Here is a 20,470-nt window from a genome sequence, read left to right on the forward strand (position 1 = left end):
ACCTGGGCTGTGACCTGGGAGGACGCGCGGTCTGCGGGCACTGTGCTCAGCCCGGGATGAGGCCGTCGTCCTTGAGCATCGCCTTGACTTCCTCAAGGGTCGCGTCCGGGGCGGGCAGGATCAGCCCGGACGGCTCCAACGCGTCGGCGGGCAGCGGCTCGCCCGCCGAGCGCACCGCGTCGAGGAGCGCGCCGAGCGTGCGCCGGAAGCCGTCGTGGTCGCCGCTCTCGATTTCGGCGAGCAGATCGTCGTCCAGCTTGTTGAGTCCGGGCAGATGGCTGTCGTCCACCCGCACCTGCCCCTCCCCCATGATCCGTACGATCATGACGACCTCCTTGGGACGTCGACCGACCTCGCCCGGGAAGGGGCGGCGGCTACTGCTTGTCGAACTTGTGCTGGTTCTGCGACTGCTGCGACTGGCCCTGCTGGCCGCCCTCGATCGCCTGCTGCGAGCTGCCACCGGCCAGCTCGGCCTTCATCCGCTGCAGCTCCAGCTCGACGTCCGTGCCGCCGGAGATCCGGTCCAGCTCGGCCGCGATGTCGTCCTTGGCCATCCCGGACTGGTCGTCGAGCGCGCCGGAGGCCAGCAGCTCGTCGATCGCGCCCGCGCGGGCCTGCATCTGCGCGGTCTTGTCCTCGGCGCGCTGGATCGCCATGCCGACGTCGCCCATCTCCTCGGAGATGCCGGAGAACGCCTCGCCGATCCGGGTCTGCGCCTGGGCCGCGGTGTAGGTGGCCTTGATGGTCTCCTTGCGGGTGCGGAACGCGTCGACCTTGGCCTGCAGCCGCTGCGCGGCCAGGGTGAGCTTCTCCTCCTCGCCCTGCAGCGTCTGGTGCTGCGTCTCCAGGTCGGTGACCTGCTGCTGCAGCGCGGCACGGCGGGACAGCGCCTCGCGCGCCAGGTCCTCCCGGCCGAGCGCGAGCGCCTTGCGGCCCTGGTCCTCCAGCTTGGCGGACTGGCCCTGCAGCTGGTTCAGCTGCAGCTCCAGGCGCTTGCGGGAGGTGGCCACGTCGGCCACTCCGCGCCGGACCTTCTGCAGCAGCTCCAGCTGCTTCTGGTACGAGTAGTCAAGGGTCTCGCGCGGGTCCTCGGCCCGGTCCAGGGCCTTGTTGGCCTTCGCGCGGAAGATCATCCCCATACGCTTCATGACACCGCTCATGGGCCTCGCGCGCCCCCTTCTGACGGACTTGTGGAACCAGCACACCCAACAGACCCAGCCTACGGGCCCTGCTTCCATTACCGCACTGTTCCGCCGGTCCCGCGCTCCTCCTGCAGGACGATCGCGGCCCAGGCGCCTCCGGCGCAGGGAGGAGGGGGACCACTCCGGCCACCCCGCCCGCTCTTTCCGTTTTATCCGGTTCGGCGGCGTGCGGAGCGGGAAAGCGGTTGCCGGATCTTTCCCCCTGACGCTGGGGCCCACACGCGTGAACCCGTACCCTTGGGCTTTGTGTTCCGAAGCCGTTCCAAGGATGAGCAGGCCGCCGCCGCCAAGGTGACCGCGGACCAGCCGCAGCAGACCCGTGACCCTCAGGCGCCCAAGGGCCGCCCCACGCCCAAGCGGAGTGTGGCCCAGTCGCAGCGCCGCAGCCTGGCGAATACGCCGACGACCCGCAAGGACGCCGCCAAGCGGCAGAAGGAGGCCCGCCGCGCCGATCTGACGCGCCAGCGCGAGGCGCTGGCCGGTGGCGACGAGCGTTATCTGCCCGCCCGCGACAAGGGTCCGGTGCGCCGGTTCGCCCGTGACTTCGTGGACTCGCGGTTCGTCATCGCCGAGTTCTTCCTGCCGCTCGCCGTGCTGATCATGGTGCTCAGCATGATCCAGGCCGGGGCCATGCAGAGCTATGTGCTGCTGCTGTGGATGGTCGTGATCGTGCTGATCGTCCTGAACTCCTTCGTCATCACCTTCCAGCTCAAGCGGCAGCTGCGCCAGAAGTTCCCGGACGAGAACCTGCGGGGCGTGATCGCGTACGCCCTCATGCGCACCCTCCAGATGCGCCGGCTGCGTCTGCCCAAGCCGCAGGTCAAGCGCGGAGAGCGGCCCTGAGCGGGACCTCCGGCTTCGCCGGTGGGGCGGCCGGCTGGCTCGGCGGCCTCGGAAGCTTACGGAACACGGTCCGCCAGGCCCTGGTCGCCCATCAGCTCGATGAGCAGATCACCTCGCGGTTCCGTTTCGACCAGCGGCTCAGGGTGCTCGACGTCGGCCTCGGCCAGGGCACCCAGGCGCTGCGATTAGCCCGTGCCGGTCACCAGGTGACCGGCATCGAATCCGATCCGGCGATGCTGGAGGCGGCCCGTACCGCGCTGGCCGACGAGCCCGAGGGCATCCGGCAGCGGGTGCGGCTGCTGCAGGGCGACGGCCGGGAGACCGGCGCGACGTTCCTGCCCGGCGCCTTCGACGTGGTGCTCTGCCACGGCGTGCTGATGTACACGGCCGAGCCGGACCCGCTGCTCGCCGGGCTGGCCCGGGTGCTGGCCCCCGGCGGGCTGCTCTCGCTCCTGGTGCGCAACGCCGACGCGCTCGCGATGCGGCCGGGGCTGGCCGGTGACTGGGACACCGCGCTCGACTCGTTCGACTCCCCGGTGTACACCAACCGCCTCGGGCTCCAGGTCCGCGCCGACCGGCGCGAGGAGCTGACCACCACGCTCACCGCGATCGGGGCACCGCTGCACGCCTGGTACGGGGTGCGGGTCTTCACCGACCAGGCCCCCGACACCGCCCAGCCCCCGCCGTCCCCCGAGTGGGACCGCCTGCTGGCCGCCGAGGAGCGGGCGGGGCGCACCGATCCGTACCGCGCGGTGGCGGCGCTGCTGCACCTGTGCGGCGTACGCGGCTGAGGGGGGCGGTACCCCGCCCCCCTGCTCTTCCGCTGCTACGCGGCTGCTGTTCGGCTGCTATTCGGCGCGCAGGCTCATCGGGCCGTAGATCTCCGACCCGTCCTCGAAGAGCGTGACCTGCTCCGCGCCGCCCTCCAGCAGCGCCTTCCACTCCTCGCCGATCCACGACTCCGCGTCCCCCTGGGTCGGGAACTCCTCGGGCTGCACCGCGGGTGCCGTCTCCGTCCCGTCGGACTTCTCGAACCGCCACGTCCAGGCCATGTCCGCCTCCTCGATCCCACTGGTCGACACGTGATATCTGCCCGCAGCCTAGGCGACTGATCACTCCGTACGGCTCCGAACCGATCGGTACGCCGCCACGGAGGGTGACCCGGCGCGCCCGGCCCGCGGGGACGCGAGACGATCGGGGCGTGGAACTCACTCTTCTGGGCACCGGGGCCCCCGATGGACTGCCGCGCCACGGCTGTCCCTGCGCGGCCTGCGCGACCGCCGTCGGCGACGAGGCGCGGGCGGCGACGGCACTGCTGATCGACGGCGCGCTACTCCTCGACCTCACCCCGGGCGCCGCCTTCGCGGCGGCGCGGGCCGGATACTCGCTGGTCGGGGTGCGGCAGGTACTCCTCTCCCATCCGCACGCGGGCCCCGCCGTCGAGTTCCCGGCCGGGCTCCCGGCGCCGGGGCGGGTGCCGGACGGGCGCGAACTGTCCCTGATCAGCGGGCACCGGGTGCGGGCGGTGGCGCTGGACTCGCCCGGTACGGGGTACGAGGTGACCGGCCCCGACGGCACCCGCCTGCTGTATCTGCCGCCGGGCGGCGCCCCGTCCGGGCTGTCCGGTCCCGTCGCCGAGCCGTACGACATGGTCGTGCTCGACGTCCTCGGCCGCCCGGACGCGCTGGCCCGGCTCCGGTCGTCCGGCGGCGTGGGCGCCACCACCGACGTGGTGGCCGTCCACCTCGACCACACCGTGCCGCCCGGCGCCGAGTTGCACCGCCGCCTCGCGACGGTGGGCGCGCGCACCGTACCGGACGGGAAGACGCTGATCGTCGGCGAGTTCCACGAGGTGCCGGACCTGCCGCGGCGCACCCTGGTGCTGGGCGGGGCGCGGTCCGGCAAGTCACTCGAAGCGGAACGGCGGCTGGCCGCCTTCCCCGACGTGCTGTACGTGGCGACCGGCGGCACCCGGGACGGCGACGGGGAGTGGGCCGCCCGCATCGCCGCCCACCGCGACCGGCGGCCCGGTTCGTGGCGCACCGCCGAGACCTGCGACCTGGTGCCGCTGCTGGCGCGGGACGGTGCCCCGCTGCTGATCGACTGTCTGTCGCTGTGGCTCACCGACGCGATGGACTCGGTGGGGGCCTGGGACGACGAGAAGTGGACCCACGGCGGTGAACGCGCCCTGCACGAGCGGGTCTCCGCCCTCGTCGCGGCGGTGCGGGCGACGGAGCGGACGGTGGTGGCGGTCAGCAACGAGGTCGGCGCCGGGGTGGTCCCCGCGACGGCGGCGGGGCGCCGCTTCCGGGACGAACTGGGGCGGCTGAACGCGGGGTTCGCGGGCGAGTGCGAGCAGGTGCTCCTGGTGGTAGCGGGCCAGCCCCTCCCCCTCCGGGGCTGAGCGCGGGGACTTTCCCCCACCCCGCCCCTCCCCGTAACCGGGGGGCACCCCCGGCCCCCGCTCCTCAAACGCCGGAGAGGCTGAAGGCGGTCCACCCCCGCTTCCGGTCCCGCTCCGGCGACGCCGGACGGGATGGGGTGGGGCAACTCCGCCCCGGGCCGCGGGTGTCGGGGGTGAGGCACGCGTGCCCGGGCCGGGGCCCGACCCGACCAAGGGCGTGCGGCGACGCTGCCGGGGGCCCGGGGGTGTCCCCCGGATTCGGGGAGGGGCGGGGTCGGGGAGAGATCCCCGGGGGCTGGAGGCTCAACGCCGGGCGGCCGGTAGGGTTCACGGCGTGAGCAGCGGCCTGAATCTCGATGACTTCGTCGACCTGATCGAGCGCCCCGACGGGGGCATCCGACGTGACGCCGAGGAGCGGCGGGAGCGGCTGGTGCCGCCGCCCGGGGCGCTCGGGCGGCTGGACGAGCTGGGTGAGTGGCTCGCCGCCGCTCAGCAGCAGGTGCCGGTCAAGCCCATCGAGCGCCCCCGCGTGGTGCTGTTCGCGGGCGACCACGGCATCGCCGAACTCGGCGTCTCCGCCCGCCCCGCAGGCAGCGCCCACGCACTCGCCCGCGCCGTGATCGACGGCGAGAGCAGCGTCGCCGTGCTCGCCCGCCGCTTCGGGGTGCCCGTCCGCGTCGTCGACATGGCGCTGGACTGCGACCCGGCCGACCTGCCCGCCGAGGTCACCCGGCACCGGGTGCGCCGGGGTTCGGGGCGGCTCGACATCGAGGACGCGCTGACCGCCGAGGAGGCCGAGCAGGCGTTCCGTACCGGCATGGCCATCGCCGACGAGGAGGCCGACGCGGGGACGGACCTCCTGGTGCTCGGCGACCTCAGCGTCGGCGGCACCACCGCCGCGGCCACCCTGACCGCCGCGCTGTGCGGCACGGACGCGTCCGTGGTGACCGGGCGCGGCGGGGCCGGGATCGACGATCTGGCCTGGATGCGCAAGTGCGCGGCGATCCGTGACGGGCTGCGCCGGGCCCGCCCGGTCCTCGGCGACCAGCTCCAGCTGCTGGCCACGGTCGGCGGCGCGGACCTCACCGCGATCACCGGCCTCCTGCTCCAGAGCGCGGTGCGCCGCACCCCCGTGATCCTGGACGGCGTCGTCTCGGCGGCCTGCGCGCTGGTCGCCCAGCGGGTGGCGTTCCGCGCGCCGGACTGGTGGCTGGCGGGCCAGGCCAGCGGCGAACCGGCGCAGGAGAAGGCGCTCGACCGGATCGCGCTCGACCCGCTGCTCGACCACGGCGTGACCGTGGGCGAGGGAGCCGGGGCGCTGCTGGCGCTGCCGCTGGTCCAGGCGGCCGCGGCGCTCGCGGGGGAACTGCCCGAGCGGGCCGCGGAGAAAGCGGCGGAGGAGACCGAGGACCCGGAAGACGGCTGACGGGCACTCAGGACGGCTCGGAGAAACCGCCGATCCAGTCCTGGAGCCGCCGCCGCGCCCCGTCCCAGCGCGCGTCGTGGCGCGCGGCCCGGCGGCGGGCCCGCGCCCGGGCCCGGGGCCGGTGGCGGTAGACGCGGCGCGCCCACGGCGATCCGGGGCGCGCGAGCCGTACCGCGCCGACGATCGCCACCAGCGGCACCAGCACCCCGATCACCGCGATCCGCAACTTGCCCTTGACGAGGGCCAGCAGGGCGAAGGCGAAGTTGACGGAGACCTCCGCGACCACCGCCCCGCGGTCGCCGCGCTCGGCGTCCGACACCTCGTTCACCCCGAACGGCAGGAAGCCGCTGAGCACCAGGGCGACCAGGGCGGCGGTGACCACGACGACCTCGACGCTCTGTCTGCCCTGCTCGGACCAGTAGACGTCGTGCAGGTGGAGGATCAGCGCGAACTCGTCGAGCACCAGCCCCGCGCCCATCCCGAAGAGCACCGCCGAGACCGCCGCCCCCACCCCGTGCCGCGCGCTCGCGACCGCGCCGAAGCCGCCGATGACGGTCAGGATCACGCCGGGCACCACGTGGTGGACGTGCACCCCGCCAGGGGTGACGTCGTGGAACGGGCCCTTGCCCGCCTTGATCAGGCGGGTGATGGTGCGCGTGATCACGAACGAGAGGATGAACGAGGCCAGCGCGAGGAGCAGCGGCAGCTTGCCGGGCTCGACGATGTTGCGTTCCCACCATTGGGCCATGGCCCGTCAGGGTCGCGCGATACCCTGCGGCGCGATGGACACCACGCCGGAGCAGTCCCCCGACCGCCAGCCGGATCCGGACCCGGAGATACCGGGGGCAACGGATCCGGAGACACCGCCGAGCCCCGGCCCTGACCCCGGCCCGGAGATACCGCCGCGACCGGCGCACCCCCCGCGCGTCTCCCTCGACGACGGCCTCCGCTTCGCCTTCGGCACGCTCACGGCGCTGCCCGTGCGGGTGGCGCGCTGGGATCGCGAGGCGGCGCGCGTCGGCATGCTGTGCGCCCTGCCGGTCGGTCTGACGGTCGGGCTGTGCGCGGCCGCACTCGGCGGCGTGCTGCTGTTCCTCGGTTCCGGGCCGCTCCTCGCGGCCGTCGCCACCGCCGCCGTACCCGCCGTACTGACCCGCGGCCTGCACCTCGACGGGCTCGCGGACACCGCGGACGGCCTCGGCAGCGGCAAGCCCGCGGACGAGGCGCTGCGCATCATGAAGCGGTCGGACATCGGCCCGTTCGGTGTCATCACCCTGCTGTTCGTGCTGCTCGCGCAGGTGGCGGCGCTGGCCGAGCTGTACGGGGAGAGCTGGACGCGCGGCGCGGTGGCCGCCGCCGCGTCGGGGCTCGTCGCCCGGTGCGCGCTGACGCTCGCGGCCCGCCAGGGAATGCCCGCGGCCCGGCCGGAGGGGCTGGGCGCGGCGGTCGCGGGGGTGGTCCCGCCACGGGCCGCCGCCGTCGCGGCCGCGCTGGCCGTCGCCGCTTGCGCGGGGGCGGGCGCGCTCGTCGGAGTGTCCACCATGCCGATGCACGGCCTGGCGGCCCTGGCCGGGCTCGGCACCGCCGATCTGCTCTCGCGCCACTGCGTACGCCGCTTCGACGGCGTGACCGGCGACGTCTTCGGCGCCCTCGCGGAGACGGCGGCCACGGCGGCCCTGCTGATCCTGACGTTCGGCTGAGCGTACGGATACGGGGCTTCGACGCCCCTGAGGCGAAACCGAAGCCTGAAATAGGGTGGGCCCCGAGGCTGACCACACCCGGTGTCGGCCGGTGAACTACCGGAAGAGGGACCCGACCACTGTGACTGCACTGACTCTCAGCACCTCCTCCGCCGCGACGCTGCGCGCGGATGCCGTCGTCGTCGGCGTGGCGAAGGGGGCCAAGGGCCCCGTCGTCGCCCCGGGCGCCGAGGCCGTGGACAAGGCGTTCGGCGGGAAGCTCGCCACCGTTCTGGAGACGCTCGGCGCGACCGGCGCCGAGGGTGAGGTGACCAAGCTGCCCGCCGCGTCCGGGCTCAAGGCCCCGGTCGTGCTGGCGGTCGGCCTGGGCGAGGCTCCGGCGAAGGGCGACGGCTTCGCCGCCGAGGCGCTGCGCCGCGCGGCGGGCGCGGCCGCCCGGGCGCTGGCGGGGTCGAAGAAGGGCGCGTTCGCGCTGCCCGTCGAGGACGCGGCGGACGCGGCCGCGGTCGCCGAGGGCGCGCTGCTCGGCGCGTACGCGTACGACAAGACCAACGGCAACGGCGCCAAGAGCGGCAAGGCCGCCAAGGGCGACAAGGACGCGAAGAACAACGGTCCGCTCGCCGAGGTGGCCCTGCTCGGCGGCAAGCCGCGCGACAAGGCGTACAAGGCGGCGGCCGAACGGGCCACGGCGCTGATCGCCGAGGTCAACCGCGCCCGCGACCTGATCAACACCCCGTCCAACCTGCTCGACCCGGCCTCGTTCGCGGCGGCCGCCGTGGCCGCGGGCAAGGAGCACGGCCTGAAGACCGAGGTGCTGGACGAGAAGGCCCTCGCCAAGGGCGGGTACGGCGGCATCCTGGGCGTCGGCCAGGGCTCGGACGCCCCGCCGCGGCTGGTGCGGATCGCGTACACCCACCCCAAGGCGGAGAAGACCCTGGCCCTGGTCGGCAAGGGCATCACGTACGACTCGGGCGGCATCTCCCTGAAGCCGGCCGGTCACAACGAGACCATGAAGTGCGACATGAGCGGCGCGGCCGCGGTGTTCGCCACCGTGGTGGCGGCGGCCAAGCTGGGGCTGCGGGTCAACATCACCGGCTGGCTGGCGCTGGCCGAGAACATGCCGTCGGGCTCGGCGACCCGCCCCGGCGACGTGCTCTCGATGTACAGCGGCAAGACGGTCGAGGTGCTGAACACCGACGCCGAGGGCCGCCTGGTGCTCGCCGACGCGCTCACCCGCGCGTGCGAGGAGAAGCCGGACGCGATCGTCGACGTGGCGACGCTGACCGGTGCGATGGTGCTGGCGCTCGGCAACCGCACGTTCGGGATCATGTCGAACGACGAGGCGTTCCGCACCGCGCTGCACGAGATCGCCGACGAGGCGGGCGAGGCGTCCTGGCCGATGCCGCTGCCCGCCGATCTCCGCAAGAGCATCGAATCCCCGGTCGCCGATCTGGCGAACATGGGCGAGCGCATGGGTGGCGGTCTGGTGGCCGGTATCTTCCTGAAGGAGTTCGTCGAGGACGGGATCGCCTGGGGTCACCTGGACATCGCGGGCCCCGCCTTCAACGAGTCCGGTCCGTTCGGCTACACCCCCAAGGGCGGCACCGGGTCCGCGGTCCGCACCCTGGTACGGCTCGCGGAGCGCACCGCCGAGGGGGATCTAGGCTGACCCGGTAGACCCTTTACCGGGTACTGCCGAGTAACCCCTGGACCCGGGTCCAGAGATATCTCACACAGCGGCCCCGCGTCCCGCCTCCCGTCAACAAGTGCGAAGATGTTGTCCCGGCAGGACAGGGCCCCCACACCAGGGCTGCGAGCAAGAAGCGGCCGAACAACCGCCGCCGCCCGGCTACCTACGGCCGGCCCGGCGCACCCATGCATGGAGGACGTGACGTGGCGAACGACGCCAGCACCGTTTTCGACCTAGTGATCCTCGGAGGCGGTAGCGGCGGTTACGCCGCTGCCCTGCGCGGGGCGCAGCTGGGCCTGGACGTCGCCCTGATCGAGAAGGACAAGCTGGGCGGCACCTGTCTGCACCGCGGCTGCATTCCCACCAAGGCTCTGCTGCACGCCGGTGAGCTGGCCGACCAGGCTCGTGAGGGCTCGGAATTCGGCGTGAAGACCACCTTCGAGGGCATCGACATCGAAGGTGTGCACAAGTACAAGGACGGCGTGGTCACGGGCCTGTACAAGGGCCTGCAGGGTCTGATCGCGTCCCGCAAGGTCACCTACGTGACGGGCGAGGGCCGGCTGTCGTCGCCGACCTCCGTCGATGTGAACGGCGAGCGCTACACCGGCCGCCACATCCTGCTCGCCACCGGTTCGGTGCCGAAGTCCCTGCCGGGCCTGGAGATCGACGGCAACCGCGTCATCTCCTCGGACCACGCCCTGGTCCTGGACCGGGTTCCGAAGTCCGCGATCGTGCTGGGCGGCGGCGTCATCGGCGTCGAGTTCGCCTCCGCGTGGAAGTCCTTCGGGGCCGACGTGACCATCGTCGAGGCGCTTCCCCACCTCGTCCCGGTCGAGGACGAGAACAGCTCCAAGCTGCTGGAGCGCGCCTTCCGCAAGCGCGGCATCAACTTCTCCCTGGGCTCCCGCTTCTCGGGCGTCGAGTACACCGCCGACGGCGTCAAGGTCTCGCTGGAGAACGGCAAGACCTTCGAGGCCGAGGTGCTGCTCGTGGCCGTCGGCCGCGGCCCGGTCTCGCAGGGCCTGGGCTACGAGGAGGCCGGGGTCGCCATGGACCGCGGCTTCGTCCTGGTCGACGAGTACATGCAGACCAACGTCCCGACCGTCTCCGCCGTCGGTGACCTGGTCCCCACGCTTCAGCTCGCCCACGTCGGCTTCGCCGAGGGCATGCTGGTGGCCGAGCGCCTGGCCGGCCAGAACCCCGTTCCGGTCGACTACGACGGCGTGCCCCGGGTGACGTACTGCCACCCCGAGGTCGCCTCCGTCGGCATCACCGAGGCCAAGGCCAAGGAGCTGTACGGTGCGGACAAGGTCGTCGCCCTGAAGTACAACCTCGCGGGCAACGGCAAGAGCAAGATCCTGAAGACCACGGGCGAGATCAAGCTCGTCCAGGTCCGCGACGGTGCTGTCGTCGGCGTCCACATGGTCGGTGACCGCATGGGCGAGCAGGTCGGCGAGGCTCAGCTGATCTACAACTGGGAGGCGCTGCCGGCCGAGGTCGCGCAGCTCGTCCACGCCCACCCCACCCAGAACGAGGCGCTCGGCGAGGCCCACCTGGCACTTGCCGGCAAGCCGCTGCACTCCCACGACTAGTCAGTCCGAGCGCGCGACCCATTCCGCACAGATCGTTAAGGAGCAACCGAACACCATGGCGGTATCCGTAACCCTGCCGGCGCTCGGCGAGAGCGTGACCGAGGGCACCGTCACCCGCTGGCTCAAGGCCGAAGGTGAGCGCGTCGAGGCCGACGAGCCGCTGCTCGAGGTCTCGACCGACAAGGTCGACACCGAGATCCCGGCGCCCAGCGCCGGTGTGCTGACGTCCATCAAGGTGGCCGAGGACGAGACGGTCGAGGTCGGCGCCGAGCTGGCCGTCATCGACGACGGCGAGGGCGCCCCGGCCGAGGCCCCCGCCCCCGCCGCCGAGCCCGCTCCGGCGGCTCAGCCCGAGCCCGAGGCGGCCCCCGCGGCCGAGGCCCCGGCCCCCGCCGCCGCCCCGGCCGGTGGCGCCGAGGGCACCGACGTGGTCCTCCCGGCGCTCGGCGAGAGCGTCACCGAGGGCACCGTCACCCGCTGGCTCAAGGAGGTCGGCGAGTCGGTCGAGGCCGACGAGCCGCTGCTCGAGGTCTCCACCGACAAGGTCGACACCGAGATCCCGGCCCCGGCCGCGGGCACGCTGCTGGAGATCCTGGTCGGCGAGGACGAGACCGCCGAGGTCGGCGCCAAGCTCGCCGTGATCGGTGCCGCTGGTGCCGCTCCGGCCGCCGCGCCCGCCGAGGCCCCGGCCGCCCCCGCCCCGGCCCCCGAGCCGGTCAAGGAGGAGGCCCCGGCCCCCGCCCCCGCTCCGGAGCCCACCCCGGCCCCGGCGCCCGCCCCGGCTCCGGCGGCGCCCGCCCCGGCCCCGGCCGCCCAGGCCCCGGCCCCGTCCATCCCGGCTCCGGCCTCCCCCGAGGCCGAGGGCGCGTACGTGACCCCGCTGGTGCGCAAGCTCGCCGCGGAGAACGGCGTGGACCTGGGCACCGTCAAGGGCACCGGCGTCGGCGGCCGCATCCGCAAGCAGGACGTCATCGCCGCCGCCGAGGCCGCCAAGGCCGCGGCCCAGGCCCAGGCTCCGGCCCCGGCCGCCGCCGCGCCGAAGGCCGCCAAGCAGGAGGTCTCGCCGCTGCGCGGCCAGACCATCAAGATGCCGCGGATGCGCAAGGTCATCGGCGACAACATGATGAAGGCCCTGCACGGCCAGGCCCAGCTGACCAGCGTGGTCGAGGTGGACGTCACCAAGGTCATGCGGCTGCGTGCCCAGGCCAAGGAGGCGTTCGCGCAGCGTGAGGGCGTCAAGCTCTCGCCGATGCCGTTCTTCGTGAAGGCCGCCGTCCAGGCGCTGAAGGCCCACCCGGCCGTCAACGCCCGGATCAACGACGACGACACGATCACGTACTTCGACGTGGAGAACGTCGGCATCGCGGTCGACGCCGAGAAGGGCCTGATGACCCCGGTCATCAAGAACGCCGGCGACCTCAACATCGCGGGCATCTCCAAGAAGACGGCGGAGCTGGCGGGCAAGGTCCGCTCCAACAAGATCACCCCGGACGACATGTCCGGCGCCACCTTCACGATCAGCAACACCGGCTCGCGCGGTGCGCTGTTCGACACGATCATCGTGCCCCCGAACCAGGTCGCCATCCTGGGCATCGGCGCGACCGTCAAGCGTCCGGTGGTCATCAACCACCCGGACCTGGGCGAGACCATCGCGGTGCGCGACATGACGTACGTGGCGCTCTCCTACGACCACCGCCTGGTGGACGGTGCCGACGCGGCCCGCTACCTGACCGCGGTCAAGGAGATCCTGGAGGCCGGTGAGTTCGAGGTCGAGCTCGGACTCTGAGCCCCCTCCGGCATACGGCCGCGCCCCGCACGGGCTTCCGTGCGGGGCGCGGCCCTTTTCCGTGCCACCTGGTTCTCGTGCCACCTGGATAATGACTTCCGTTCACCGCTGGTTCCGAAGGAGCGCTCTTTATGATCCCGCCCGTCATCCACTCGCTGCGCGAGCAGATCCGCGAGCACATCGTGGAGGGCATCGTCAGCGGGCGGTGGAAGCCGGGCGAGCGGATCGTGGAGCGGCGCATCGCCACCGAGCTGGAGGTGAGCCAGACGCCCGTACGGGAGGCGCTGCGCGAGCTGGAGACGCTGCGGCTGATCGAGTCGGCGCCGAACAAGGGCGTCCGGGTGCGGAACCTGACCGCCGCCGACCTGGAGGAGATCTATCCGGTGCGGGCCGGTCTGGAGCAGATCGCCGCCGAGCTGGCGGCGCCCCGGCTGGCCGAGGACACCTCGGCGCTGGAGCCCGAGGTGCGGGCGCTCTACGAGGCCGACCGCAGGGCCGACGGCGAGGCCCAGGTGCGGCACACCGTGGCCTTCCACCGGGAGCTGGTGCGGGCCTCGGGCAACAGCGTGCTGCTGCACACCTGGGAGTCGCTGGGCATCGAGATCTGGACGACGCTGTCGATCCGCTGGCTGGGCACCGTGCAGCAGTCGTACGCCGAGGAGCACGAGGCGGTGGTGGACGCGTTCCGCCGCCGGGATCCGCGGGTGGGCGAACTGGTCAAGGCCCATGTCCTCGGCTGTGCACCGCGTGCCTGATTTCGAGGCACGGAATGCCAATTTCGGCGTACGGACAAGTTTTTCCCTTCATCCACTTTGATCGATCATCGATCAGAACTTACAGTCGATCGCATGACCGATCTCGCAAGCACGCAGCCGAGTGCGCTCGACCAGTTCCCCGACCGGGACCCCGAGGAGACCGCCGAGTGGGGCGCCTCGCTCGCTGCCGTCACCCAGGCCGCCGGCCCGCACCGCGCCTCGTACCTGATGCGCCGCACCCTGGAGCGCGCCGAGGGCACTGGCCTGGCGCTGCCGCCGCTGCTGGAGTCGGACTACGTCAACACCATCCCCACCGCCGCGGAGCCCGCGTTCCCCGGTGACGAGGCCATGGAGCGCCGGATCACCGCCTGGAACCGGTGGAACGCGGCCGCGATGGTCACCCGTGGCAGCGCGGACGGCCTCGGTGGCCACATCGCCACCTTCGCCTCCGCGGCCTGGCTCTACGAGACGGGCTTCCAGCACTTCTTCCACGGCAAAGAGGCCGACGGCAGTGGCGACCAGCTCTACATCCAGGGCCACGCCTCCCCCGGCATCTACGCCCGCGCCTTCCTCGACGGACGGCTGACCGAGCAGCACCTCGACAACTTCCGCCGTGAGGCGGGCGGCGAGGGCCTGCCCTCCTATCCGCACCCGCGCCGGATGCCGTGGCTGTGGGAGTTCCCCACCGTCTCGATGGGCATCGGCCCGATCTCCGCGATCTACCAGGCCCGCTTCAACCGCTACCTGGCCGCCCGCGGCGTCAAGGACACCGCGAACTCCCACGTCTGGGCGTTCCTCGGCGACGGCGAGATGGACGAGCCGGAGTCGACCGCCGCCCTGGCGCTGGCCGGGCGCGAAGGCCTGGACAACCTCACGTTCGTCATCAACTGCAACCTGCAGCGCCTCGACGGCCCGGTGCGCGCCAACTTCAAGATCGTGCAGGAGCTGGAGGCCCAGTTCCGCGCCGCCGGGTGGAACGTCGTCAAGTCGCTGTGGGGCTCCGCCTGGGACGAGCTGTTCGCCCGGGACACCTCCGGGGCGCTGGCGCGGCGGCTGCGCGAGGTCCCCGACGGCCAGTTCCAGACGTACGCGACCCGCGAGGCGAGCTACATCCGCGAGCACTTCTTCGGTGCCGACCCGGCCCTCGCGGAGCTGGCGAAGACGCTGTCCGACGCCAAGCTGGCCGAGTGTTTCCACACCTCCCGCGCGGGCCACGAACCGCGCAAGGTGTACGCGGCCTACCGCGCGGCCGTGGAGCACAAGGGCGCCCCGACGGTCGTCCTCGCCCAGACCGTCAAGGGGTACACGCTCGGCCCGACCTTCGAGTCGCGCAACGCGAACCACCAGATGAAGAAGCTGACGGGCAAGGAGTTCCGCGCCATGCGCGACCTCCTGGAGCTGCCCATCCCGGACAGCAAGCTGGACGACAGCCTCGTCCCGTACGCCCACCCCGGCCCGGACTCCCCCGAGGTCCGCTACCTCCAGGAGCGCCGCGCCGAGCTCGGCGGCCCCGCCCCGGCCCGCAAGGTCCACGCGGTGGCCCTGCCCGAGCCGTCGGCCAAGCCCTTCGAGGCCCTGGCCAAGGGCTCCGGCAGCCAGGAGATCGCCACGACCATGGCCTTCGTGCGCCTGGTCAAGGACCTGATGCGGGACAAGGAGACCGGCCACCGCTGGGTGCCGATCGTGCCCGACGAGGCCCGTACGTTCGGCATGGAGTCGCTCTTCCCGACCGCCGGGATCTACTCCCCGCTCGGCCAGACCTACGACCCGGTCGACCGCGATCAGCTCCTCTACTACAAGGAAGCCGAGAACGGTCAGATCCTCAACGAGGGGATCACCGAGGCCGGTTCGATGGCCGACTTCACCGCCGCCGCCACGTCGTACGCGACGCACGGCGAGCCGATGATCCCCTTCTACATCTTCTACTCGATGTTCGGCTGGCAGCGCACCGCCGACCAGATGTGGGCGTTCGCCGACCAGCTCGGCCGCGGCTTCCTGATCGGCGCCACCGCGGGCCGGACCACCATGACCGGTGAGGGCCTGCAGCACGCGGACGGCCACTCGCACCTGATCGCCTCCACCAACCCGGCGGCGCTCGCCTACGACCCGGCGTTCGCGTACGAGGTCGGCGTGATCGTGCGGGACGGGCTGCGGCGGATGTACGGCCCGCAGGCCGAGGACGTCTTCTACTACCTCACGGTCTACAACGAGACCAAGGTGCAGCCGCCGATGCCGCAGCGCGAGGGCGTCGAGGAAGGCATCGTCAAGGGCCTCTACCGCTTCCAGGAGGCCGAGGCGCCCGCCGCCGACGCCCCCCGTATCCAGCTCCTCGCCTCCGGCACCGCCATCCACTGGGTGCTGGAGGCCCAGAAACTGCTCGCCGACGACTGGGGCGTGGCCGCCGACGTGTGGTCCGCCACCTCCTGGAGCGAGCTGCGCCGCGATGCCCTGTCCTGTGACGCGGCGCAGCTCAACGGCGAAGACCGGGTCCCGTACGTCACCCGTGCCCTGGCAGGCGCACCGGGCCCGGTCCTCGCGGTCAGCGACTGGATGCGGGCGGTACCGGACCAGATCAGCCAGTGGGTCGAGCAGGACTGGTACTCGCTCGGCACCGACGGCTTCGGCCTGTCCGACACCCGCGAGGCGGCCCGCCGCCACTTCGGGGTGGACGTCCCGTCGATCGTGGTCACCGCACTGGCCCGGCTCGCCAAGCAGGGCGCGGTCAAGAGCACGGCCCCCAAGGAGGCCGCCCAGCGCTACGGCCTCTGAGGCCTCTGAGCACACGCCGCCGCCCCGTCGCGGCATGATGGGGCGGTGCGTGCCGCGCGGCTGATCAAGATGGTCCTTCTGCTCCAGGCTCGGCCCTCGATGACGGGGGCCGAGCTGGCGCGTGAGCTGGAGGTTTCGGAGCGCACGGTGACGCGCGACGCCGCCGCGCTCTCCGAGGCCGGGGTCCCGGTCTACGCGGACCGCGGCCGGGCCGGTGGCTACCGGCTCATCGGCGGCTATCGCACCCGGCTGACCGGCCTCGGCCGCACCGAGGCCGAGGCGCTGTTCCTGTCCGGGGTGCCGTCCGCACTGCGCGAGATGGGGCTCGCCGACGCCGCCTCCGCCGCCCGTCTCAAGGTCTCCGCCGCGCTCCTCCCCGAGCTGCGCGACGCCTCCCACACGGTCGCCCAGCGCTTCCACCTCGACGCCCCGGGGTGGTGGCAGGAGCCGCAGACGCCCGCGCTGCTGCCGGACGTCGCCGACGCGGTGTGGGACGACCGGCGGCTCGCGGTGCGCTACCGCCGCCGGGACACCGAGGTGGACCGCGAACTGGAGCCGTACGGGCTCGTCCTCAAGGCGGGCGTCTGGTACCTGGCGGCCCGCGCCGGAGCTTCCGGAGATTCCAAGGGCTCCGTGGGCGACTTCCGGGTCTACCGGGTGGACCGCCTCGCCGCGGTCGGGCCCGCGCCCGGCGAGGGCCGGTTCCGGCGCGACGAGACGTTCGACCTGCCCGCCTTCTGGGAAGAGCGGGCGGCCCAGTTCGCGCGCTCGATCCTCCGCGAGGAGGTCACCGTGCGGCTCACCCCCGAGGGCGCCCGCAGCCTGCCGTACGTCACGGACCGCACGGCGGGCGAGGAGGCCGTGCTGTCGGCCGGGGAGCCGGACGGGCAGGGGCGGATCACCGTGACCCTGCCCGTGGAGTCGGCCGAGGTGGCGTACGGCCAGCTCCTCGCGCTCGGCCCGGAGGCGGAGGTGCTGGCGCCGCCGGAGCTGCGGGAGCGGTTCGCGGCGGCGGCGCGACGGATGACGGACCTCTACCGCTAGCTACCGGTAATCGGCGGCGGTGCCCTCCTTGCCGCCGAAGACGACGTCACGGAAGTACCCGAAGACGTCCGGCCGCGACCCGTCGAGGTCGGTGAAGCCGTAGACCTTGGCCAGGTCCCCGCTGAAGACGGACTGTCCGTTCCACCGCGCCCGCTCCGGGTCGGCGGCGAGCGCGGCGACCGCGCGCCCGACGAAGTGCGGCGTCTCGGCGATGGCGAAGTGCGGCTCCCGCTCCACCGCGTCCCGCCAGTTCTCCTCGGTCACCCCGAAGTGGTCCAGCATCTGTTCGGAGCGCAGGAAGCCCGGGGAGACGCACACCGCCGTGCCGTCGTACTCCTTCAGCTCCTCGGCCAGCCCGAAGGCGGTGCGGATGGGGGCGTTCTTGGTGAGGTCGAAGAAGAGGTTCTCCCGGTAGGTCTTGTTGAACTCCTCGTTGCCGTCGGTCACCTCGATCACCAGGCCGCCCGGGTTCCGGATCAGCAGCGGCAGCGCGTAGTAGCTGGTGATCAGATGGGTCTCGACGCCGAGCCGGAGCATCCGCAGCCCCCCGGCCAGGTCGTTCTCCCAGGTCTTCTTGCCGAACACGATCAGGTGCTCGCCGCCCCAGACGTCGTTGACCAGGACGTCCAGCCGCCCCTGCTCGCGGTCGACGCGCTCGATGAGCGCCCGTACCTGCTCCGGCTCCAGGTGGTCGACGGGCACCGCGATGCCCGTCCCGCCCGCCGCCGTGATCAGTTCCGCGGTCTCCTCGATGGTCTCCGTCGCCCGCCCGACCTCGCTGACCCGGTCCCGGGTGGTGCGCCCCGTCGCGTAGACGGTGGCGCCCGCCGCGCCCAGCTCGACGGCCATGGCCCGCCCCGCGCCGCGTGTCGCGCCCGCGACGAGTGCGACCTTGCCCGCCAGTGGCCCCTGTGCGCCCTGTGTGCTCACGTACGTACGTCCTCTCCGTGGAGCCGTCCTCAGTGACGCGTTCGACGATCGCAAGGAAACCCGACACCTTCTGTCCCATATAACAAGAGGGCCGCATCTGGGTCGCTCCACGTGCGGCGGTGGGCGCGAGGGCCGATGCTGGTCCCGTGATGATGGACGAGACGGAGTTCTGGGGGCTGGTCGACGGTGCTCGGGAGGCCGCCGAGGGCGACCCCGAGGACCAGTCCGACCTGCTCGTCGAGCAGCTGTCACAGCTCGACCCCGACTCCGTCCTGGACTTCGCCCGGCACTTCGAGGCCCGCGCCAACCGCGCGTACCGCTGGGATCTGTGGGGCGCCGCCTGGGTGCTGCTGGGCGGCGTCAGCGACGACGCCTTCGAGGCGTTCCGCTACTGGCTGATCGGCCAGGGCAGGGAGGTCTTCGAGGGCGCGCTGCACGATCCGGACGCCCTGGCCGAGCTGCTCGGCGACTTCGACGAGCAGGTGGACGGCGACTGCGAGGACCTGGGCTTCGCGGCCGACGAGGCGTACGAGCAGCTCACCGGCGCGGTCCTGCCGGAGCTGGGGCTTCCCGAGCGGCCGGACGAGCCGCTGGGCGCGGTGGTCGACCTGGAGAACGACAAGGCGCTGGCGGAGCGGTACCCCCGGCTCTGGGAGCGCTTCCGGGGCTGACGTCAGGAGACGCCGCCGGTGAGGGGCCGTCCCATCAGCACATCGTCCACGTACGCGCCGTCCAGCAGGAACTCCCCCGGCAGGACGCCCTCCACCACGAACCCCTCCGACTCGTAGAGCCGCCGCGCCGGGAGGTTGTGGCCGAGCACCCGCAGGGTCATCCGGCTCGCGCCCTGCCGGACCGCCTCCTCGTACGCCGCGCGCAGCAGCGCCCGCGCGACGCCCCGGCCGCGCGCCGCCGGGTCCACCGCGAGGCCCTGTATCTGGCGGACGTGCGCGTTGCTGGCCAGCTGCGTCGGCGGGACGAGCCGCACGAAGCCGACGGGGCGCCCGTCCAGCTCGGCCACCATGTTGTGGACGGGGCGGTTGCGGTGGGTGAAGAAGGCGTCGTACGGCGGCTCCGGGGCCGGCAGTACGGAGTGCAGCGTGGACCAGGTGCGGCGCTCCAGGGCCACCAGTGCCTGCTCGTCGTCGAGCACGGCGCGCCGGATGAACGGCGCGGGCACGGCGGACGCCTGGGGCGGGGCGGAGGGCTCGGACATGCGGGTCACTCTGCCACGCACTCCCCCACGCCCGACATCCCCCCGGTAGCACGTCCGACATCCCCCGGAAGATCGGGGGCAGGATGGGGCCATGCGCATCGCGGTCACCGGTTCCACCGGGCTCATCGGCACGGCCCTCGTCCACTCCTTGCGCCGGGACGGCCACCAGATCGTGCGGCTGGTGCGGCGAACTCCCCGTGAGGAGGCGGAGGTCGAGTGGGATCCGCACCGGCAGTGGGTGGACACCGCCGGACTGATCGGGTGTGAGGCCGTCGTCCACCTCGCGGGCGCGGGCATCGGCGAGCACCGCTGGACCGACGCGTACAAGAAGGAGTTGCGGGACAGCCGGGTGCTGGGCACGGCCGCGATCTCCGAGGCCGTGGCCTCCCTGGACACCCCGCCCCGGGTGCTGCTGAGTGGAAGCGCGGTCGGGTACTACGGGGACACGGGGGAGCGCGCGGTGGACGAGGGCGCGCCCCCTGGGCACGGTTTCCTCCCGGACCTGTGCCAGGACTGGGAGGAGGCGACCGCCGCGGCACAGGAGGCTGACGTCCGCACGGTGTTCCTCCGCAGCGGGCTGGTGATCGCGCCCGAGGGCGGGGCGTGGGGCCGCCTCTTCCCGCTGTTCAAGGCGGGCCTCGGCGGGCGGATGGGCAGCGGCCGGCAGTACTGGAGCTTCATCGCCCTGCACGACCACATCGCCGCGCTGCGCCACATCCTGGACACGGCGGACCTCAGCGGCCCCGTCAACCTCACCAGCCCCTCCCCCGTGACCAACCGTGAGATGACCGAGGCCATGGGCCGGGTGCTGCGCCGCCCGACGCTCCTCCACGTCCCCGCCCCGGCCCTGCGGATCGCGCTGGGCGAGATGTCCACCGACATCCTCGGCAGTGTGCGGGCCCTCCCCCGCAAGCTCCTGGACTCCGGGTTCTCCTTCACCTACCCGCATGTCGACGAGGCCCTGAAGGCGGCGGTGGGCGGAGGGCGCTGACGGTCCGCGGGGGAACAGGACGTGACGGAACCGAGCGGCCAGAACGGCCGTACTCGATCGGCGTGCGACCGTTGTGCGCCCGTGCTCGGTCGATGCGCGTCTGTCATCGACCGTTTTTGCCCTTA

The 20,470-nt window shown here is 72.8% G+C and carries 19 protein-coding genes; 13 read left to right on the forward strand and 6 right to left on the reverse strand.

Going from position 1 to position 20,470, the window contains the following annotated elements:
• Window positions 1-46: 46 nt before the first annotated feature.
• Window positions 47-325, reverse strand: a complete 279-nt coding sequence (gene pspAA, locus ACZ6CL_RS10370) for a PspA-associated protein PspAA (protein ID WP_468933750.1) — start codon at window positions 323-325, stop codon at window positions 47-49.
• Between the two features lie 49 nt (window positions 326-374).
• Window positions 375-1,148 carry a PspA/IM30 family protein gene (locus ACZ6CL_RS10375; protein WP_468933753.1) on the reverse strand — a complete coding sequence of 258 codons (774 nt, stop codon included), beginning with the start codon at window positions 1,146-1,148 and terminating at the stop codon, window positions 375-377.
• A 300-nt stretch (window positions 1,149-1,448) separates the two neighbouring features.
• On the opposite strand from ACZ6CL_RS10375, the gene ACZ6CL_RS10380 reads away from it, so the two are divergent.
• Window positions 1,449-2,045: a DUF3043 domain-containing protein gene (locus ACZ6CL_RS10380; RefSeq protein WP_468933755.1), complete on the forward strand. Its 597-nt coding sequence runs from the start codon at window positions 1,449-1,451 to the stop codon at window positions 2,043-2,045.
• Between the two features lie 80 nt (window positions 2,046-2,125).
• Window positions 2,126-2,836, forward strand: a complete 711-nt coding sequence (locus ACZ6CL_RS10385) for a class I SAM-dependent methyltransferase (protein ID WP_468935176.1) — start codon at window positions 2,126-2,128, stop codon at window positions 2,834-2,836.
• 57 nt (window positions 2,837-2,893) lie between these two features.
• On the opposite strand, the gene ACZ6CL_RS10390 is transcribed toward ACZ6CL_RS10385, so the two are convergent.
• Window positions 2,894-3,097, reverse strand: coding sequence for a hypothetical protein (locus ACZ6CL_RS10390; protein WP_468933757.1), 204 nt, complete (start codon window positions 3,095-3,097; stop codon window positions 2,894-2,896).
• 149 nt (window positions 3,098-3,246) lie between these two features.
• Between ACZ6CL_RS10390 and ACZ6CL_RS10395 the strand changes: the two genes are divergently transcribed.
• Together ACZ6CL_RS10395 and cobT are read left to right on the forward strand one after the other, a co-directional pair.
• Window positions 3,247-4,449 (forward strand): bifunctional adenosylcobinamide kinase/adenosylcobinamide-phosphate guanylyltransferase, encoded by a 1,203-nt coding sequence (locus tag ACZ6CL_RS10395; RefSeq protein WP_468933759.1) that lies wholly within the window; start codon window positions 3,247-3,249, stop codon window positions 4,447-4,449.
• A 346-nt stretch (window positions 4,450-4,795) separates the two neighbouring features.
• Entirely contained in the window at window positions 4,796-5,875 is a 1,080-nt protein-coding gene (gene cobT / locus ACZ6CL_RS10400) for a nicotinate-nucleotide--dimethylbenzimidazole phosphoribosyltransferase (protein ID WP_468935178.1), read from the forward strand.
• Between the two features lie 7 nt (window positions 5,876-5,882).
• Here cobT and ACZ6CL_RS10405 read toward each other — a convergent pair whose 3' ends face one another.
• Window positions 5,883-6,623 (reverse strand): hypothetical protein, encoded by a 741-nt coding sequence (locus tag ACZ6CL_RS10405; RefSeq protein WP_468933761.1) that lies wholly within the window; start codon window positions 6,621-6,623, stop codon window positions 5,883-5,885.
• Window positions 6,624-6,657: 34 nt separating this feature from the next.
• On the opposite strand from ACZ6CL_RS10405, the gene ACZ6CL_RS10410 reads away from it, so the two are divergent.
• From ACZ6CL_RS10410 to ACZ6CL_RS10440, 7 genes are all read left to right on the forward strand, one after another.
• Complete coding sequence (locus ACZ6CL_RS10410) at window positions 6,658-7,575, forward strand: adenosylcobinamide-GDP ribazoletransferase (protein ID WP_468933762.1); 918 nt, start codon at window positions 6,658-6,660, stop codon at window positions 7,573-7,575.
• Window positions 7,576-7,696: 121 nt separating this feature from the next.
• On the forward strand, window positions 7,697-9,244 hold the full coding sequence (locus tag ACZ6CL_RS10415) for a leucyl aminopeptidase (protein WP_468933765.1): 1,548 nt from the start codon (window positions 7,697-7,699) through the stop codon (window positions 9,242-9,244).
• A 224-nt stretch (window positions 9,245-9,468) separates the two neighbouring features.
• Window positions 9,469-10,857, forward strand: coding sequence for a dihydrolipoyl dehydrogenase (lpdA, locus tag ACZ6CL_RS10420; RefSeq protein WP_468933767.1), 1,389 nt, complete (start codon window positions 9,469-9,471; stop codon window positions 10,855-10,857).
• Window positions 10,858-10,912: 55 nt separating this feature from the next.
• Complete coding sequence (sucB, locus tag ACZ6CL_RS10425) at window positions 10,913-12,643, forward strand: 2-oxoglutarate dehydrogenase, E2 component, dihydrolipoamide succinyltransferase (protein WP_468933770.1); 1,731 nt, start codon at window positions 10,913-10,915, stop codon at window positions 12,641-12,643.
• Between the two features lie 131 nt (window positions 12,644-12,774).
• Window positions 12,775-13,398, forward strand: coding sequence for a GntR family transcriptional regulator (locus ACZ6CL_RS10430; RefSeq protein WP_468933773.1), 624 nt, complete (start codon window positions 12,775-12,777; stop codon window positions 13,396-13,398).
• Window positions 13,399-13,491: 93 nt separating this feature from the next.
• The gene (gene aceE / locus ACZ6CL_RS10435) at window positions 13,492-16,167 is read left to right on the forward strand and encodes a pyruvate dehydrogenase (acetyl-transferring), homodimeric type (protein ID WP_468933776.1); all 2,676 of its coding nucleotides are present in this window, start codon (window positions 13,492-13,494) and stop codon (window positions 16,165-16,167) included.
• Between the two features lie 45 nt (window positions 16,168-16,212).
• Window positions 16,213-17,211: a helix-turn-helix transcriptional regulator gene (locus tag ACZ6CL_RS10440; protein ID WP_468933778.1), complete on the forward strand. Its 999-nt coding sequence runs from the start codon at window positions 16,213-16,215 to the stop codon at window positions 17,209-17,211.
• Here the strand turns inward: ACZ6CL_RS10440 and ACZ6CL_RS10445 are convergent, their stop codons facing one another.
• Complete coding sequence (locus ACZ6CL_RS10445) at window positions 17,212-18,141, reverse strand: SDR family oxidoreductase (protein ID WP_468933781.1); 930 nt, start codon at window positions 18,139-18,141, stop codon at window positions 17,212-17,214.
• 152 nt (window positions 18,142-18,293) lie between these two features.
• Here ACZ6CL_RS10445 and ACZ6CL_RS10450 point away from each other — a divergent pair, with 152 nt between their 5' ends.
• The gene (locus tag ACZ6CL_RS10450; RefSeq protein ID WP_468935181.1) at window positions 18,294-18,812 is read left to right on the forward strand and encodes a DUF4240 domain-containing protein; all 519 of its coding nucleotides are present in this window, start codon (window positions 18,294-18,296) and stop codon (window positions 18,810-18,812) included.
• Between the two features lie 2 nt (window positions 18,813-18,814).
• Here the strand turns inward: ACZ6CL_RS10450 and ACZ6CL_RS10455 are convergent, their stop codons facing one another.
• Window positions 18,815-19,354 carry a GNAT family N-acetyltransferase gene (locus ACZ6CL_RS10455; RefSeq protein ID WP_468933784.1) on the reverse strand — a complete coding sequence of 180 codons (540 nt, stop codon included), beginning with the start codon at window positions 19,352-19,354 and terminating at the stop codon, window positions 18,815-18,817.
• 91 nt (window positions 19,355-19,445) lie between these two features.
• Here ACZ6CL_RS10455 and ACZ6CL_RS10460 point away from each other — a divergent pair, with 91 nt between their 5' ends.
• Complete coding sequence (locus ACZ6CL_RS10460) at window positions 19,446-20,345, forward strand: TIGR01777 family oxidoreductase (RefSeq protein ID WP_468933787.1); 900 nt, start codon at window positions 19,446-19,448, stop codon at window positions 20,343-20,345.
• Window positions 20,346-20,470: the final 125 nt, after the last annotated feature.

The sequence above is a fragment of the Streptomyces sp. NPDC041200 genome (genome assembly GCF_055591805.1).

Bases quoted from the DNA above. Each gene is read 5' to 3' on its own strand.
- ACZ6CL_RS10455 (WP_468933784.1), bottom strand. From the start codon at position 19,354: ATGTCCGAGCCCTCCGCCCCGCCCCAGGCGTCCGCCGTGCCCGCGCCG.
- ACZ6CL_RS10430 (WP_468933773.1), top strand. From the start codon at position 12,775: ATGATCCCGCCCGTCATCCACTCGCTGCGCGAGCAGATCCGCGAGCAC.
- ACZ6CL_RS10375 (WP_468933753.1), bottom strand. From the start codon at position 1,148: ATGAAGCGTATGGGGATGATCTTCCGCGCGAAGGCCAACAAGGCCCTG.
- pspAA (WP_468933750.1), bottom strand. From the start codon at position 325: ATGATCGTACGGATCATGGGGGAGGGGCAGGTGCGGGTGGACGACAGC.
- aceE (WP_468933776.1), top strand. From the start codon at position 13,492: ATGACCGATCTCGCAAGCACGCAGCCGAGTGCGCTCGACCAGTTCCCC.
- sucB (WP_468933770.1), top strand. From the start codon at position 10,913: ATGGCGGTATCCGTAACCCTGCCGGCGCTCGGCGAGAGCGTGACCGAG.
- ACZ6CL_RS10410 (WP_468933762.1), top strand. From the start codon at position 6,658: ATGGACACCACGCCGGAGCAGTCCCCCGACCGCCAGCCGGATCCGGAC.
- ACZ6CL_RS10460 (WP_468933787.1), top strand. From the start codon at position 19,446: ATGCGCATCGCGGTCACCGGTTCCACCGGGCTCATCGGCACGGCCCTC.
- ACZ6CL_RS10450 (WP_468935181.1), top strand. From the start codon at position 18,294: ATGGACGAGACGGAGTTCTGGGGGCTGGTCGACGGTGCTCGGGAGGCC.
- ACZ6CL_RS10405 (WP_468933761.1), bottom strand. From the start codon at position 6,623: ATGGCCCAATGGTGGGAACGCAACATCGTCGAGCCCGGCAAGCTGCCG.
- ACZ6CL_RS10390 (WP_468933757.1), bottom strand. From the start codon at position 3,097: ATGGCCTGGACGTGGCGGTTCGAGAAGTCCGACGGGACGGAGACGGCA.